The sequence below is a fragment of the Hymenobacter persicinus genome, from assembly GCF_004167665.1.
Lineage (GTDB): Bacteria > Bacteroidota > Bacteroidia > Cytophagales > Hymenobacteraceae > Hymenobacter > Hymenobacter persicinus.
The window spans coordinates 18,782-34,036 of record NZ_SEWE01000019.1; the positions used below are offsets into that span (position 1 = coordinate 18,782).

The following is a 15,255-nucleotide window of genomic DNA, read 5'->3' on the forward strand; positions in this document are numbered from 1 at the left end:
CCCTGGGTCGGCCCAGGCCGAGTCTGGCAGGACGGCCCCGCATTGTGCACCGGCGCTTCAAGATTCTATACCCAAAACTACCGGTTGCGCCCCTATCTTTGTCCCTGTGAAGCGTCCCATTCTGCACCGGCTGTTCAGCGCCTTTTTGGCCCTGCTGGTCCTGACCTCCTCGGTCGGGCTGGCGGTGCAACAGCATACCTGCCGCAGCAGCGGACACTCCACGGCGGCCGTCATCTTCTCGACGCCCCACCACGGCTGCCCCGCGCCTACGGCAGCCACCCACGACACCAAAGCCCAAGTCAAGGCTGCCTGCTGCGACTTCAGCGCCCACTTCCACAAGCTCGATGCCTCCGCTTCGGACGTAAGCTGGGCCAAGCACTTGGCGCCCGCCTTCGTGGCCGTACTGCCCGGGCCGGCGCTGGGCTGGCAGCCGCTGGGGACGGCCCGGCTGCTGGCCCAGGCCCCCGCGTGGCAGGCTTCGGACTCTTCGCCCCCACCCCGCGGGGGCCGCACCCTGCTGGCCTTCGTGTGCACGCTGGTCGTGTAGAACTGTGACCAATCCGCCCCGCGCGGATTGGGCCGTCATGGCTCCGTTTTTTCGGACACTTTTCTTAACTTCCTCACCGCATGCACCTTTCCATCGGGCGCCGCCTTATCTGCCTGCTCGGCCTGAGCAGCCTGGGTCCGGCAGCCCTTGCCCAAACCGACCTTATTGCGCCCGTCCGCGGGCAGGTAACCGACGCGGCCGCCGCCACGCCCGTACCCGGCGCCGTGGTGCGCTGGCTGCAAAGCGGCCCCGAGCCGGCCACCACCGACAATGCGGGCACGTTCTCGCTCGTGCGCCCCGCTCGCCCCGAAGCCTCCCAGCTCATCATCAGCGCCCTGGGCTACCGTACCGACACTTTAGTAGTGGCCCCCACGGCCACGGCCTACCTGCGGGTGGCCCTGCGCCGCTCCCAGGAGCTGGGCGAAGTGAAAGTGGAAGGCCGCGCCCTCTCCTACTCGGCTCTCACGCCCACCAACTCCCAGATGATCAGCAGCCGAGACCTGACCAAATCGGCGTGCTGCAACCTGGCCGAAAGCTTTGAAACCAACGCCTCAGTCGAGGTTTCGACCACTGACGCCGTGTCCGGGGCCAAGCAGATTCAGCTCCTGGGCCTCGACGGCGCCTACTCCCTGCTCACCGTCGACAACCTGCCCGCCCTGCGGGGCCTGAGCACGCCCTACCGGCTGAGCTACCTGGCCGGCCCCTGGATTGAGAGCATCGACATCATCAAGGGCATGGGCTCGGTGGTGAACGGCTACGAAAGCATCACCGGGCAGGTCAACGTGCGCCTCAAGGAACCCGAGAAGGCCGAGCAGCTGCTGTTCAACGCCTACGGCAACGACCTGGGTAAATTCGACCTCAACCTAAACCTGGCCCGGCCTCTGAGCAAAAAAGTCAGCACGGCCCTGCTGCTGCACACCGACCACCTCGGCCGCCGCGTCGACCGCAACCACGACGGCTTCCTGGATCTGCCCCTGGCCACCCAGTACAACCTGTTCAACAAGTGGAAGTACAAGTCCGGGACGGGCATCGTGAGCGAGGTGGCCCTGGGCGCCCTGCGCGAAACCCGGCAGGGCGGGCAGGTAGCCTTCCGCGAGGGCGCCGTGGGCAGCACCGACTACGGCACGGGCAGCACCACCAACCGCTACACGGGCTACGCCAAAACCTCCTACACCTGGCCGGGCCGCCCCTACCAGAGCCTGGGTTTGCTGCTCTCGGCCACCGACCACCGCTTCGACTCCTACTACGGACGGCGCACCTACGACGGCACCCAGCGCACGGGTTTGGCCACGCTGTTGTTTCAAAGCATCATCGGCACCACGGCCCACACCTACCGCGCCGGTTTGAGCTACCTGCACGACGACTACCGCGAAGTCTACAAAACTGGTTTCGTGTACGCCATTGAAACTCCGGAGGAGCGCTACCAGCGCGAGCACCGCAACCGCCTGGAACGGGTGCCGGGCGCTTTTGCCGAGTACACCTACCAGAACGCCCATAACCTGACCGTCGTGACCGGGCTGCGCCTGGACCGCCACAACCTCTACGGCTGGTTTCTGACGCCCCGGCTCAATGTGAAGTATGACGTCACGGCCAACACCGTGCTGCGCCTGGCCGCCGGCCGGGGGCAGCGCACGGCCAACCCTCTGGCCGAAAACACCGGCATGCTGGTCAGCTCCCGCGAGTTTGTAGTGGCCGACAACCTGCAGCCCGAGCGAGCCTGGAACGCGGGCGGCAGCTTCACACAATACTTTAAGGTGGCAGGCCACCCGGCCACGTTCGTGGCCGACTACTACCACACCGAGTTTCAGAACCAAGTGGTAGCCGACCCCTACTCGGCCACTTCCCTGCTGCTGATTGGCAACCTCGAGCCCGGGGGCCGCTCTTACTCGCGCAGCTTCCAGGCCGAAGTGCAGGTGGAGCCGCTGAAAGGCTTGCAAGCCAAGGCAGCGTACAAGTTTCTCGACGTGCGCACCACCTACGACGGCCAGCTGCTGCCCAAGGTGCTCGTGCCCCGGCACCGGCTGTTTGCCAACCTGGGCTACGCCACGGCCTTCGACAAGTGGCGCTTCGACCTGACGGGGCAGTGGTTTGGGCGCCGCCCCCTGGCGCACGCGCCCGGCAGCACCGACCACCAGCACGGGCCCGGGGTAGCCACGGTCTTGCCCTACACGCCCCGCTACGCCTCGTTCAATGCCCAGGTAACCCGGGCCTTCAAGCGCTGGGAAGTGTATGCCGGAGCCGAGAACTTCACCAACTACCGCCAGCGCAACCCTATCATCGGAGCTACCGACCCGTTTGGGCCTAATTTCGACGCGGCAATGGTGTGGGGACCAGTATTTGGCCGCCTCACCTACGCGGGGCTCCGCTTCCGCCTCGAGTAGCCCGGAATCTTCCGGCAAACTCTTTGTTGTGCTTACACGCGGGTGCTACCCCGCTTTTCTTGTCTTCACTTTCCTTCTTTGTTATGCAGTTTTTGAAAACTCTGTTCCTCGCGCTGCTGATTGCCGGTCCGGCCTTTGCTGCCCAGGCGCAAACCAAGACTAAAGTCAAAACCCAGGGCGCGGCTGCTACCGAGCAGGTTCAGCTCAAAACCTCGGCCGTGTGCGACATGTGCAAGGCCCGCCTGGAAAAAGCGCTGGCCTACGAAAAAGGCGTGCAGGAAGCCCACCTCGACGTGGCCAGCCAGGTACTCACCGTTTCTTACCGGCCCGATAAGACCTCGCCGACAGCCCTGCGCACGGCCGTGCAGCGCACCGGCTACGACGCCGACAGCCAGCCCGCCGAGCCCCGCGCCTACGACCGGCTGCCCGACTGCTGCAAGAAAACCAACGCCGTGCACGGCGACGGCACCAAGTAGCAGATAAGTTCTTAGCCCATAAAAAAAAGCGTTCCGTAACCTACGGGGCGCTTTTTTTATGCAAGTATCCGCCCGCACTACCTCAGGCCTGGGCGGTGCGGCTGAGCTGCACGTCAAACTCCAGCACGGCGCTGAAGGCCAGGGGCTGACTGAGGCGGCGGCGGTTGGTGCCCGATATTTCCAGCGTAAACCAATCGGTGCGCAGGTAGTCGAGCAGGTTAGGGCGCCCCTGCACCTCCATTTCAATGTGGGTGGCGTGCACGGTGCGGTTCGTAAAGGAGGCCACGGCAATTTTGCGGCTGTTGGCCGTCAGAAAGCAGGTACCGCTTTCCAGCGCCGCCAGCGTGGAGGTGCCGCGGCCAATGGCGTGGCCCGGCTCGGGCTGCCAGGTCAGGCGGGCCGCCCGCAGCGTGACGGCCGTCACGCCGGGCCCCGTGAGTGAGGTCAGGCAGGGCAGCGTATTGGGCAGGATGGCCTCGCAGAGGTAAATCAGGTCCATGCCCGGGTCGATGCGCAGGTTGATAGCCCGGGAATTGAGCCCAAACGCGGAACGCAGGGAGCGGCGCAGGCTCTCCTGGTTAGCAATGGTAAGGTCGACGCCCAGCACCACGGGCGGGGGAGCCGCCATAACGCCGGAAAAGCGGGTGTTCATAGCCAGAAAGTCAAGTGCAGGTCAGGAAGGAGCAGAAAGCAGAGCGGAAATGAAGCCGCAGAAAAGATGGGCACCAAGTTTGCGCCCACTACGCACGAGTCAGAAAGGGCGAGTCTGGAATAAGATACGAAAGCTGCTGGCGGTAAGCGTTTAAAGTAGAGCAACACGGTTCAGAAGTAGACCGAAACCACGATTTGTGTCGGCCAAAATTATTTTCCTCCTATAAATTAATACTACAAATCAATTTTGGTTTCTTTATATTCACCCCGACCCACCTGATAGCTTCCCTACGATGAAGATTTCCTGTCTGCTGCTCGATGATGATCCACTGGTGCTGGACCTGCTCCAGGCCTACGTAGCCATGACGGATATCTTGGACGTGAAAGCCGTGTTTAATGACCCGCTGGAAGCGCACCGCTATCTGCTCAACAACGACGTGCAGGTGCTTTTCTCCGACGTAACCATGCCTCATCTGAGCGGCCTGGACCTGGTTCGGTCGCTGCAGCAGCCCCCGCTGGTGGTGCTGATGACTTCGTACCCGCAGTACGCCATGGAGGGCTTCAACCTGGACGTCATCGACTTTTTGCTCAAGCCCATTTCCCTCGACCGGTTTCTGAAGGCCGTCAATAAAGTGGCCAGCATCCTGCGCACGAGCCAGCCCAACGGGGACGAAAGCCACGACGTGCTGTCGGGCTGGGGCTCGTTCTTCATCCGCACCGACGCGCAGTTTGTGCGCCTGCACTACCGCGAAGTGCTTTACATCGAGGCCCTGAAGGACTTCACCAAGATTAATACCGCCGATGGGCGCACTCACCTCACGCTGGTGAACCTGAAAAACCTGGAGGAGCAACTACCCCCGGGTCTGTTTGTGCGCACCCACCGTTCTTACCTCGTCAATGCGGCCCAGATTGAGGCCGTCAGCACCCTGGAAGTGCGGGTGGGCGGCCATGCTCTGCCCCTGGGGCAAACGTACCGGGAGCGGGTGACGGAGCGCATCGTAAACCGTTCCCTTATTCGGCGTCAACAGCACTAGGTGCTCCAGCTAGCTGCAGCATCGGCCGGGGCGTGGCTTCCGCCTGAGCGGCCAGCAGCGTGAAGCGGAAGGTCGTGCCCACCCCCGGCTGGCTTTCGAAGTAGATCCGGCCGCCGTTGCGCTCCACAAAATCCTTGCACAGCTGCAAGCCCAGGCCCGTGCCCCGCTCCCGGGCCGTGCCCAGGGTGGAATACGGCCCACCCAGCCCAAACACCTTGGCGTGGTCGGCGGCGGCAATGCCCACGCCGGTATCGGCCACGGCTACCTCCCACCACTTGCCCTGCCGCGCCGCCGATACGGTTACGGTGCCGCCGTCGGGCGTAAACTTGATGGCATTGCTGATCAGGTTTCGCACAATCAACCGGGTCATGTTTAGGTCGGCGCTGGCCGTGGTGGGCACAGGTATCTGATTGAGCAGCAAAATCGTTTTACGCTCGGCGTCGCCCAGCAGCAGGGCCAGCGCCTCTTCCACTACCGTATCCAGCCGCAGCGCCTCGGGGTGCACGCTACTGCCTCGCATCTGCGCTGCCGACCAATTCAGCAGGTTGTCGAGTAGGCGCAGGGTGCTGTCGAGGCCGCGCGAGAGGCGGCTGGAGTGCGCAGCTAGGCGCTCAGGCGGCAGCTTACCCATATTCAGCAGCGTCAGCAACGAATACAGGGAGCTGAGCGGACTGCGCAGATCGTGCGAAATCACCGAAAACAGAGTGTCCTTGGTGTTATTGAGGTGAGCCAGTTGCTCTTTTTGCCGGCTGATGGCGGCATTTTTCCGCTGCAGGAGCCGGTTGATGCGGGCTTGCTGCCGCCGGCTCCAGTACAAGCCCGCCGCTAGTGCCAGCAGCAGCAGAATACCCACGCCCAGTACGTTGCGCACCAGCATCTGGCGCTGTAGGTTGGCCCGCTGTAACTGTCGGTCCTTGGTAAGCAGTTGGATAGCCCGCTCCTTTTTTTCCGTTTCGTAGCGCGTCTGCATCTCAGCCACTTGGGCGGCCCGCTCTTCAGCAAACACGGTATCCTGCAAACCAGCGTAGCGCGTCAGCGCCGCTAAAGACTGCGCGTAGCGGCCCTGGCCCCGATACAGGTCGGCCAGCTGGTGGTACAGGGAGCTTAGTAACGCTTTGGAGGCGCTGCGCCGGGCCAGCGGCAGGGCTTTTTGCAACAGCTGTTCCGCCGCCGTTACCTGGCCGGTGGTCAATTGGGTAGCGGCCAGCCGCTGGAGCAGCTCGACCTGTATTTCGGGTGCCGCGCGGGGCTGCAGGTGTTCCAGCGCCTGCTCATAGAAACGAAGCGCCAGTTCCTGGTTGCCCACGGCTTGGTATACCCCACCCATTCCCGCCAACGCCTCCCGAATACGCGTGCTGTCGTGCTGCTGCTGGCCGTGCCGGAGCGCCTGCCGCAGATAATACAGCGCCCGGCTGTACTGCCGCTGCTCCCGGTGGGCCAGCCCCACGGAAGTCAGGACGCGGGCGGCGGAAGCGGGCTGGGCCAAGCTTTGCCAGGTCGCTAAGGCCCGCACGTAGCTGCTCAGGGCCCGGGGCCATTTCTGCTGGGCCCCGTAAAGCTGCCCAAGGTCTTCGTACACGCCGGCAATGCCCGGCGTGTGGTGCAGGCGCGCAAATCCGGCCAGCGCGCGCGTGTAGGTCAGGCGGGCCTGACTCGTGTCGCCCTGCAGGTATTGCCCGCGCCCCAGATGCCGCAGCGCTTCCGCTTGGCCTAGTGGGTTGCGCTGCACGTGGTAAAGGCTCTCTGCTACTTCAAAATGGCGCACAGCCTGCTCAAAACGGCGGCTGCGCTCCTGCGCCAGGCCCTGGGTCACGTGTGCCGCGGCACTTGCGCCCCGGGGTTCCGACTCGGCGTTGCCCCGTGTTGGATGGCTGACAAGCACCAGTATTACTACGCCTAGTTTCAGCGCAGAATAGCAACATTGGCTTCCCGACTCCGTCAACAACCATCTCATAACAAGACTTTTAACAGAGTTTCTTCCTGAGCTCCCGTCTAACCAGGTACTATCTACTGCCCCTTAGTATTCAATGTAATATATATACAATCCACGGCTAAAAATTAGGGCCGTCTAAAAAAAGTGGGTAGCGGACCACAGCCGAGCTAAGGCACCAGTTGCTCAGGCTGACCGCTTAGGTTCTACTGTCCGGCAGCTTCTTTGGCCCGCCACAGCCGCCACCAGGGCAGGTAGGGCTGGTCGTGGTGCTCATAGTGGTAGCCGAAGAAATAGCAACTCACAAATGCCCATAAGTGGTGACGCAGCTGGCTGCGGGACTTGTGCGCATTGTCGGGGGAATGCTCGCCGCGGTGGGGCAGATAGGTCCCGAAAAAAAACAGTTGCAGGGTAGCCAGCACGGCCGGGACCATCCAGAAGGCAATAACGTTGGCCATCGGGAAAGCCAGCTTGAGCAGGTTATACGTCAGGGCCATCAGCCCAATTTGCCACCATGTCACGTAGTTCCAAGCGAAGCGGGCAAACCAGAACAGGAAGCTCGGGTGCCGGCCGTCGTGGAAGTCAGGGTCGGCGGCGGTGCCCACGTGGCGGTGGTGCTGGTGATGCTTGGGCAGCATGCCCGGAAACCAGTTGAAAGCAAACAGCAGGGCCGTGAGCGTGCCCAGTGCGTTATTGAGCCGCACGTTACGACTCACCACGCCGTGCATGGCATCGTGAGCCGTGATAAAGAGGCCGGTGTAGAGGTGAGCCTGCACCAAGACCAGCAGATAGGGCCAGGGCGAAGCCCAGTCGGGGCGGTAGAAAGCCAGTAAAAACGTGAGCAGCGCGGCCCAGGCGCCTAGAATCAACAGGCCCGCGGCTACGCCCCGGTACCCAAGCGGGGCGGGCTTCACCCGACGAACGGGCACGGCAGCAGCGGATGAGGGCGTGATGGTGGAGGGCATAGAAAACCGGGGGCCAGGTAAACAGCCGGCAGCGCCGCAAAATTCACAATTCTCCCGACTCCCGCGGGGTTACAGGGCCAGCAGGGCGTCGCGCACGTTTTCCATCAGCCAGAGCGGGGTGCTGGTGGCCCCGCAGATGCCCACCGACTGGCCGGGCTCAAACCACTCGGCCCGCAGCTCCTCAACCTTGGAAATAAAATGCGTCCGCGGGTTGGTTTCCTTGCAGACCTGGTAGAGCACCTTACCGTTGGAGCTTTTGGTGCCCGACACGAACACAATCTGGTCGAACTGGGCGGAAAAGCGGCGCAGGTCCTTGTCGCGGTTGCTGACCTGGCGGCAGATGGTGTCGTTGGCGTTGAGCTGGTAGCCGCGTTGCTCCAGCTCGCCCTTGATGCGGTAAAAGCTGTCGGTGCTCTTGGTGGTCTGGCTGTAGAGCGTGATGTTGTCAGGCAGTTCGTGGCTGAGCAGCTCGTCCAGGTTTTCAAACACTACCGCGTCGCCGCCGGTCTGGCCGAGCAGGCCGAGCACCTCGGCGTGGCCGTGCTTGCCGTAGATAAAGATCTTATCTTTTTTGTCGTAGCTGCTCTTGATGCGGTTTTGCAGCTTAAGCACCACCGGGCAGGAAGCGTCAATCAGCGTCAGATTGTTTTCCAGGGCCTTCTGGTAGGTGCTCGGCGGCTCCCCGTGGGCCCGGATCAGCACGGCCTCCTCGCGGAGCTGGGCAAACTGCTCGTGACAGATAATGCGCAGCCCGCGGGCCTCCAGGCGCTGCACTTCCTCGTCATTGTGCACAATATCGCCGAGGCAATACAGGTAGCCCTGCTCATCAAGGATGTCCTCCGCCATCTGAATGGCATAAATGACGCCGAAGCAAAAGCCGGAGTTGGGGTCAATACGGACGCTCAGGTGGTGCGGCATAGCTCGGAAACCAGGAAAACAGACAGAATGTTACGGTTAGGCTTCACAAAGGGCAGAAGATACAAAAAGCGGAGTAGATACGGCTCTGAGGGGGCCGCCGGATTACCGTTTACCCGTTTCTGCGCCTGATTCGCTACGCATAAGATTTCTTTTCCATCCGAGGCAGGGCAGCGGGCCCGCCCCGGGGTTTGCGCGCGTACTATCAATACTGCCGACGGACCTTTTTGTTTCACTTTTACCCCCAAAAGGTTAAACAAAAAAAGTCGTGCCGGTGGGCGGCACGACTTTTCTATTCGCTCGAGGCTTCGACTGGCAAAGCGCTCTGTAACACCAGCTACCCCGCAATGCGGGCCAGCTGCTGGGCCTGAGCATCGGTAACGTGGCCGCGCTCAACGAGGAAAGAGCGCACTAAACCGAACGATTCGGCATCGAGGCCCGACTTGGGATGGGACAGCAGGGTTTTGATCAGAAACTGCCGGTCTTCGTCGACGTGCTGGCTCAGGCCCAGAAAGGCGGGCAGGTTGCTTTCCACGCTCAGGCGCAAAAACCGGATTTCGGCGTTGTCGGCGTCCAGCTTCACGGCCTGGTCGAACTGCTTGCTGGCGTTCTGCACGTAGGTGAGCTTGTTGAACATGGACGCGTCGCGGGCCCGGATGGCTTCGGCGGCGGCTTTATAGGCCAGCACCACGGCGTCCTGCTGGGTGTAGGCAGCCATGAGCTGGTGAAACTTCTCCCCGGCCTGCTTGTCGGCGGCGGCGAGCTGGTACTGGCGGCGCAGGTTGGCCGCGGTGTAAGGATTAGCGTCGGACACGAGGGAAAGGAGCGTAAGGAAAAGGATGAAAAGGAGCTTCACAAGGGCAGAATTCGTGGTCAGATAGCCCGCAGGCGGTAACGAAAGTACGAGCCCATGAGCAAAAGCAGCTTGGTGTTGTCGGGCACGCGCACCCGCTCCCCCAAAATTCGGGCCGCGGGCAGCTGGCGGATCTTGTGAAAAAGCTTGAGATAGTACACGTAGGCCAGGTACACGCCCAGCCGCGCGGCCCGCGGCAGCTGCACAATGCCGGCGTAGCCCGCGTCGAAGTCGGCCCGGATGTCGGCCTCAATCTGGCGCTTCACCGCGTCGTCGAACCGCTCGTACTGCACGCCGGGAAAGTACACGCGGCCCCGGTCTTCGTAGTCGGAGCGGATGTCGCGCAGGAAATTCACCTTCTGAAACGCCGCGCCCAGGCGGCGGGCCGGCTCGCGCAGCCGCTCAAACAGGGCCGCGTCGCCCTCGCAGAAGATGCGCAGGCACATGAGCCCCACCACCTCGGCCGAGCCGTAGATGTATTCCTCGTACATGCTCTGGTGGTAGCTGCGGTCTTCGAGGTCCATTTCCATGCTCTTCAGAAAGGCCTCGATAAACTCCCGGTCGATGCCGTAGCGGCGCACCATGAGCTGAAACGAATGCAGCACGGGGTTCAGGCTGAAGCCGGTGGCAAGGGCCTCAGCAGTCTGGCGGCGGAAGTCGGCAAACAGGGCGGCCTTGTCCCGGTCGTGGAAGGTGTCCACAATTTCGTCGGCCCAGCGCACGAAGCCGTACACCGCATACACGGGCAGGTGAAACCGCCGGTCGAGGGTGCGGATACCCAGCGTAAACGACGTGCTGTAGCTTTTGGTGATAAGCTTGCTACACGCCAGGCTGGTTTGATCGAAGAGGGCAACGTGGTCCAAAAGGAGCTATTTAGGTTCAGGAGGGAGAAATCGAAGCAGAAGCTATGTCACTACGAGGCCGGGTAGCTCAGCAGTTTGCCCAAGGTAGTAAGCCGGGCTTTGCTAGCGGCGGGGCCGGCCCTGTTCCTTCTCGACCTCGGCCGCCACTACCTGCCCGGAAATCAGGGAAGGCGGCACGCCGGGGCCGGGCACGGTGAGCTGGCCCGTGAAGTACAAATTACTGACTTTCTTGCTCTTGAGTGTGGGCTTGAGAATCGCCGTTTGCCGCAGCGTGTTGGCCAGCCCGTAGGCGTTGCCCTTGTAGCTGTGGTAGTCGGCCACAAAGTCGCGGTGGGCATAGCTGCGCTTGAACACCACCGCGTCGCGCAGATTTTCGCCCACGTGGCGCTCCAGCCGGTCCATAATCAGGTGGTAATACCGCTCCCGGGTTTCGTCGGGGTCAGCGAGGTCAGGAGCCACGGGCACGAGCAGAAACAGGTTTTCCCCGCCCGCGGACGCCACCGTAGGGTCGGTTTTAGAGGGCGCCGACACGTAAAACAACGGTTTGCTGGGCCACTGAGGTTGTTCGTAAATCTCGTGGGCGTGCAGCTCGAAATCCTCGTCGAAAAACAGGTTGTGGTGCTGGAGCTTGGGCACGCGCTTGTTGAGACCCAAGTAAAACAGCAGCGACGAGGGCGCCATCGTGCGCGAATCCCAGTAGGCCTCGTCGTAGTGCCGCCACTCGGGCTTGAGCAGGTGCTGCTCGGCGTGGTGGTAGTCGGCCCCGGCCACGATGATGTCGGCGGGGCGGAAGCCGGCGGCGGTCTGCACACCGGTGGCGCGGCCGTTTTCCACCCGGATTTCCTGCACCTCTTGTTTGTACTCCAGCGTCACGCCCTGCTCCTGGGCCAGCGCCACCATGCCCTCCACGATTTTGTGCATGCCGCCCCGCGGGTACCAAGTGCCCAGGGCCAGGTCGGCGTAGTTCATGAGTGAGTACAGCGCCGGCGTGTTCTGGGACGTGGCGCCGAGAAACAAAATCGGGAACTCAACCAGCTGCAGCAGCTTGGGGTGCTTGAAAAACTTGCGCACGTGCTTGTGCATGCTCTGCAGGATATCCAGCCGCAGGGCGTCGACGAGCAGGCGGGGGTCGGCAAACTCGAGCAACGAGCGGCCGGGCATATGCACGAATTTGTTGATGCCGACCTCGTACTTATAGGCGGCCTGCCGCAGAAACTCGTCGAGGCGGGCGGCGCTGCCGGGCTCAATGCTTTCGAACAGGCGGCGGATGTCGGCCATCTGGGCCGGAATGTCTACCGCGTCGTTGGCCCCGAAAATCACCTGATAGGATGGGTCGAGCCGCACCAGGTCGTAGTAGTCGGCCACCTTTTTGCCGAAGCGGGCAAAGTACTGCTCAAACACGCCCGGCATCCAGTACCAGCTCGGGCCCATGTCGAAGGTGAAGCCCTCGGCCTTGAAAACCCGCGCCCGGCCGCCCGGTCCTTCGTTCTTTTCCAGGATGGTGACGCGGTAACCGCGTTGGGCCAGGGAAGTAGCGGCCGAAAGGCCGGCAAAGCCGGCGCCGATAACCAGAACGTGGGGAGCAGTAGCGGTGGAAGCCAAGAGGGGAAGACAGAAGTTGGTGGCAAGCTACAAACCCACTCCCGACTTTGTTTTGGCCCGCCGCCAGCAGCAAGCCGCTGCTGCCCGGCGGCTCCCCCCTGCGCAACCAAGTTCAAAGTCTGACAGGGCACAATTCAATTAATTGTATAACAGGTATTTACAAATTAAATTTTCAACTTCTTCAAGTCCGCTTCCCGCGGAAACTGGTATGCACCGGCCGGGAATAGTCTGCACCTTTCCTTCACCAACGGCGCCGCCAACGCGCCGCGGGCCTGGTCTCCTACCCTACCTTGCATGCAACGCCGCCACTTTCTGCACAGTGTTACCCTAGCCGCCGCCTGGACGGCCCTGCGGCCCCTGAGCCCGGCCCGCGCCGCCGCGCCCCCGGATGCCCGGCAGCGCTGGCAGGAGCTGCTCGAATACGCCCGCTGGGCGCCGAGCCCGCACAACGTGCAGCCCTGGAAACTCAAGATTCTTTCTGCTACCCGGGCGCAGGTGTACTACGACCCGACCCGCCTGCTGCGGCACACCGACCCCACTTCCCGCTTTACCATCACCGGCCTGGGCATGTTCGTCGAGTGCCTGCGGGTGGCTGCCGGGCCGCTGGGCTTCACGCTCACGGCCCACCCCGCCCCCGAGCCCCAACTGAACTACGCGGCCACCGACCTGCAGCTGTTTGCCACGCTGGAACTAGCGCCCTCTCCCACCACCGCGCCGGCCACTGACCGGGAGCTGATCCGGCAGCGCAAAACCTCCCGCCTGCACTACGACAGCCGCTTGATTCCAGCCCCCGTGCAGCAGCGGCTCACGGCCGTGGCCGCCGCTTATGGGCACACGCTCACCTTTTCCAGCACCAAGTTTACCGTCGACTTCGTGCTGGACTTGAACCGCAAAACCTTGTTCACCGACCTCGACGACCCGGCTACCCGCACCGAGCTGGCCGGTTGGATCCGGACGACGGACGAGGAGGCTGCGACGAAGAAAGATGGGCTTTGGAGCCATTGCATGGGCTTTTCGGGCCGGCTGATGCACAACTTCTTCTTCCACGCCGAGCGGTTTCGCAGCGCCTGGAAGCGGCGGGTACTGGGGCAGGTGTACAAGCATTCTATGCACGGCACCACCACCGTGGCCTGGCTGCAGGGCCCTTTCGGCCGCCGACCCGACTGGGAGCAGGCCGGGGCTATGCTCCAGCAGCTCTGGCTGGAAATGACCCGGCACAACCTCTACCTGCACCCCTTCGGGTCGGTGATTACCAATGCGGAGGCCTACGCCCAGTTCTGCCGCCACGTCGGCCACTGCGCCGAGTCCGAGCCGCTGTGGCTGCTCGTGCGCCTGGGCTATAGTCAGGAGCCCCCGCGCAGCTTCCGCCTGACTGCCAACGACATACTTTGCTAACGACTTTTCCTATGAAAACCCTCGCCGTTCTCGCTTTCGTGTATGTGCTGCGCCTGTGGCGCAAGGTGCTGGAGCTCGATTTTGCCAGCATGAAGCTGCTGTTTTTGCCCCACATGGAATCCGTGCGTTGGAACATCGGCAAGATGAAGGCCCTGGCCGTGTTCTGGGCCGCCCGCCGCCAAAGCCCGGCCTACCAGCGGTTTTTGCACGACCACCACGCCGGCGCCCCCCGCGTGCACGGCCTGATTCCGGACCTGACCACGCTGCCCGTCATGGACAAGGAAAACTATATTAAGCGCTACTCCATCGGGGCGCGCTGCCTGGGCGGTAGGGTGCCCGACCACGGCATTATCATCGATGAGTCGTCGGGCAGCAGCGGCGTGCCCACCAACTGGGTGCGGGGGCAGGCCGAGCGGCGGGCCAACAAGCGGATGCTCGAATTCGGGCTTTGCCACCTCATCGGGCCGGGTCCATATTTTCTCATCAACGCCTTTGCCCTGGGTCCCTGGGCCACGGGCATCAACATCACCATGGCGCTGGCCGACGTGGCCGTGCTGAAATCCCTGGGTCCCGACGTGCCTAAGATTCTGAACACGCTCCAGTCGTTTGGCCCCGACCAGCAGTACATTATCACCGGCTACCCGCCATTTCTGAAGCTGCTCGTCGATTCGGCGCCCTTCGATTGGCGGCAGTATAACGTGGCCATGATTTACGGGGGCGAGGGCATGAGCGAGGCCATGCGCGACTATCTGCTGGCCAAAGGCGTGCGCCGGGTGTACGGCTCGTTTGGCGCCTCCGACCTGGAGCTGAATATTTCCAGCGAAAACGACTTCACCATTGCCCTGCGCAAAGCCCTACTGTCCCGGCCCGAGCTGGCGGCCCGCTTGGTGAAGTACCCGGGGGCCACGCCGGTGGTGTTCCAGTTCAACCCCGCCGACTTCTACATCGAGGAAACTCCGGCCGGGGAGTTGCTCATCACCCTGTGCCGCCCCTACTACCTGGCGCCCAAAATCCGCTACAACATCCACGACCGAGGCCAGGTAGTGCGGTTTTCGGAGCTGCGGCGCATTCTGGCCGAGTGCGGCCTGACCCCTGACGATATCCTGCCCGGGGCCAGTGAGCTGCCGTTGCTGCTGCACTACGGCCGCGCCGACATGACCGTGTCGTTTTACGGGGCCAACGTGGCGCCCGGCGACTTGCAGGAAGCCCTGATGAGCGTGCCAGCATTGGCCAGTCGGGTGCAGGCCTTCACCATGTTCACGGCCGAGGACGAGGCCGCCAACAAAAGCCTGCAGATCTGCATGGAGCTGACCGGCGGGCAAACGGTTTCGACCCAGGAAGCCCAGCAGCTGAGCCGGGCGTTTTTTGAGGAGTTGCAGCGCATCAACCAGGATTTCCGCGAGGCCTGGCGGATGCTGCCCGCGGGCCAGCACCCCGAGCTTACCTTCCACGCCTTCCAGACCGGACCCTTCGCCGGCAAGGATTTGCGCATCAAGCAGCAGTACATCCAACCCACGCCGGTCGCCGGAGCCGTTAAGCCCACAGCCGCGGCGCGCCCAGCCCCGCGGCCTCAGGCCCGGCCGCGGCTGAAGCCATTTAACTTGTTTGACTACTAGTCAGTATTTTCTGCCAAGGCCCAAAAA

13 protein-coding genes are annotated in these 15,255 nt (G+C 62.7%); 6 read left to right on the top strand and 7 right to left on the bottom strand.

The annotated features are described in order from the left end of the window. The first annotated feature begins 106 nt into the window (after positions 1 to 106). From EWM57_RS10665 to EWM57_RS10675, 3 genes are all read left to right on the top strand, one after another. Positions 107 to 547: an HYC_CC_PP family protein gene (locus tag EWM57_RS10665; protein WP_129921129.1), complete on the top strand. Its 441-nt coding sequence runs from the start codon at positions 107 to 109 to the stop codon at positions 545 to 547. A gap of 80 nt (positions 548 to 627) precedes the next feature. Continuing rightward, positions 628 to 2,928 (top strand): TonB-dependent receptor, encoded by a 2,301-nt coding sequence (locus EWM57_RS10670; protein WP_129921130.1) that lies wholly within the window; start codon positions 628 to 630, stop codon positions 2,926 to 2,928. An 83-nt stretch (positions 2,929 to 3,011) separates the two neighbouring features. After that, a complete protein-coding gene (locus EWM57_RS10675; RefSeq protein WP_129921131.1) occupies positions 3,012 to 3,404 on the top strand; it encodes a heavy-metal-associated domain-containing protein in 393 nt (130 codons plus the stop codon). A gap of 82 nt (positions 3,405 to 3,486) precedes the next feature. On the opposite strand, the gene EWM57_RS10680 is transcribed toward EWM57_RS10675, so the two are convergent. Continuing rightward, entirely contained in the window at positions 3,487 to 4,056 is a 570-nt protein-coding gene (locus tag EWM57_RS10680; protein WP_129921132.1) for a hypothetical protein, read from the bottom strand. A 292-nt stretch (positions 4,057 to 4,348) separates the two neighbouring features. On the opposite strand from EWM57_RS10680, the gene EWM57_RS10685 reads away from it, so the two are divergent. After that, on the top strand, positions 4,349 to 5,089 hold the full coding sequence (locus tag EWM57_RS10685; RefSeq protein ID WP_129921133.1) for a LytR/AlgR family response regulator transcription factor: 741 nt from the start codon (positions 4,349 to 4,351) through the stop codon (positions 5,087 to 5,089). On the opposite strand, the gene EWM57_RS10690 is transcribed toward EWM57_RS10685, so the two are convergent. The 6 genes from EWM57_RS10690 to EWM57_RS10715 all read right to left on the bottom strand — a co-directional run bounded on the left by EWM57_RS10690 (position 5,067) and on the right by EWM57_RS10715 (position 12,217). Beyond that, positions 5,067 to 6,902: an ATP-binding protein gene (locus EWM57_RS10690; RefSeq protein WP_165370482.1), complete on the bottom strand. Its 1,836-nt coding sequence runs from the start codon at positions 6,900 to 6,902 to the stop codon at positions 5,067 to 5,069. The genes EWM57_RS10685 and EWM57_RS10690 overlap by 23 nt on opposite strands. Before the next feature lie 323 nt (positions 6,903 to 7,225). Beyond that, positions 7,226 to 7,984 (bottom strand): fatty acid desaturase, encoded by a 759-nt coding sequence (locus EWM57_RS10695; protein WP_129921135.1) that lies wholly within the window; start codon positions 7,982 to 7,984, stop codon positions 7,226 to 7,228. Between the two features lie 69 nt (positions 7,985 to 8,053). Continuing rightward, positions 8,054 to 8,902 carry a 4-hydroxy-3-methylbut-2-enyl diphosphate reductase gene (locus EWM57_RS10700; protein WP_129921136.1) on the bottom strand — a complete coding sequence of 283 codons (849 nt, stop codon included), beginning with the start codon at positions 8,900 to 8,902 and terminating at the stop codon, positions 8,054 to 8,056. 334 nt (positions 8,903 to 9,236) lie between these two features. Beyond that, entirely contained in the window at positions 9,237 to 9,713 is a 477-nt protein-coding gene (locus EWM57_RS10705; protein ID WP_129921137.1) for a hypothetical protein, read from the bottom strand. Positions 9,714 to 9,772: 59 nt separating this feature from the next. After that, on the bottom strand, positions 9,773 to 10,615 hold the full coding sequence (locus EWM57_RS10710) for a phytoene/squalene synthase family protein (protein ID WP_129921138.1): 843 nt from the start codon (positions 10,613 to 10,615) through the stop codon (positions 9,773 to 9,775). A 102-nt stretch (positions 10,616 to 10,717) separates the two neighbouring features. Continuing rightward, a complete protein-coding gene (locus tag EWM57_RS10715) occupies positions 10,718 to 12,217 on the bottom strand; it encodes a phytoene desaturase family protein (protein ID WP_242510042.1) in 1,500 nt (499 codons plus the stop codon). A gap of 294 nt (positions 12,218 to 12,511) precedes the next feature. On the opposite strand from EWM57_RS10715, the gene EWM57_RS10720 reads away from it, so the two are divergent. Together EWM57_RS10720 and EWM57_RS10725 are read left to right on the top strand one after the other, a co-directional pair. Next, positions 12,512 to 13,612 (top strand): nitroreductase family protein, encoded by a 1,101-nt coding sequence (locus EWM57_RS10720; protein WP_129921139.1) that lies wholly within the window; start codon positions 12,512 to 12,514, stop codon positions 13,610 to 13,612. 11 nt (positions 13,613 to 13,623) lie between these two features. Then, positions 13,624 to 15,228 (top strand): phenylacetate--CoA ligase family protein, encoded by a 1,605-nt coding sequence (locus EWM57_RS10725; protein ID WP_129921140.1) that lies wholly within the window; start codon positions 13,624 to 13,626, stop codon positions 15,226 to 15,228. Positions 15,229 to 15,255: the final 27 nt, after the last annotated feature.

What these genes read in the sequence shown, in the direction of transcription:
- EWM57_RS10725 (WP_129921140.1), top strand. Translation starts at nt 13,624, where the DNA reads ATGAAAACCCTCGCCGTTCTCGCTTTCGTGTATGTGCTGCGCCTGTGG.
- EWM57_RS10670 (WP_129921130.1), top strand. Translation starts at nt 628, where the DNA reads ATGCACCTTTCCATCGGGCGCCGCCTTATCTGCCTGCTCGGCCTGAGC.
- EWM57_RS10680 (WP_129921132.1), bottom strand. Translation starts at nt 4,056, where the DNA reads ATGAACACCCGCTTTTCCGGCGTTATGGCGGCTCCCCCGCCCGTGGTG.
- EWM57_RS10700 (WP_129921136.1), bottom strand. Translation starts at nt 8,902, where the DNA reads ATGCCGCACCACCTGAGCGTCCGTATTGACCCCAACTCCGGCTTTTGC.
- EWM57_RS10675 (WP_129921131.1), top strand. Translation starts at nt 3,012, where the DNA reads ATGCAGTTTTTGAAAACTCTGTTCCTCGCGCTGCTGATTGCCGGTCCG.
- EWM57_RS10685 (WP_129921133.1), top strand. Translation starts at nt 4,349, where the DNA reads ATGAAGATTTCCTGTCTGCTGCTCGATGATGATCCACTGGTGCTGGAC.
- EWM57_RS10720 (WP_129921139.1), top strand. Translation starts at nt 12,512, where the DNA reads ATGCAACGCCGCCACTTTCTGCACAGTGTTACCCTAGCCGCCGCCTGG.
- EWM57_RS10695 (WP_129921135.1), bottom strand. Translation starts at nt 7,984, where the DNA reads ATGCCCTCCACCATCACGCCCTCATCCGCTGCTGCCGTGCCCGTTCGT.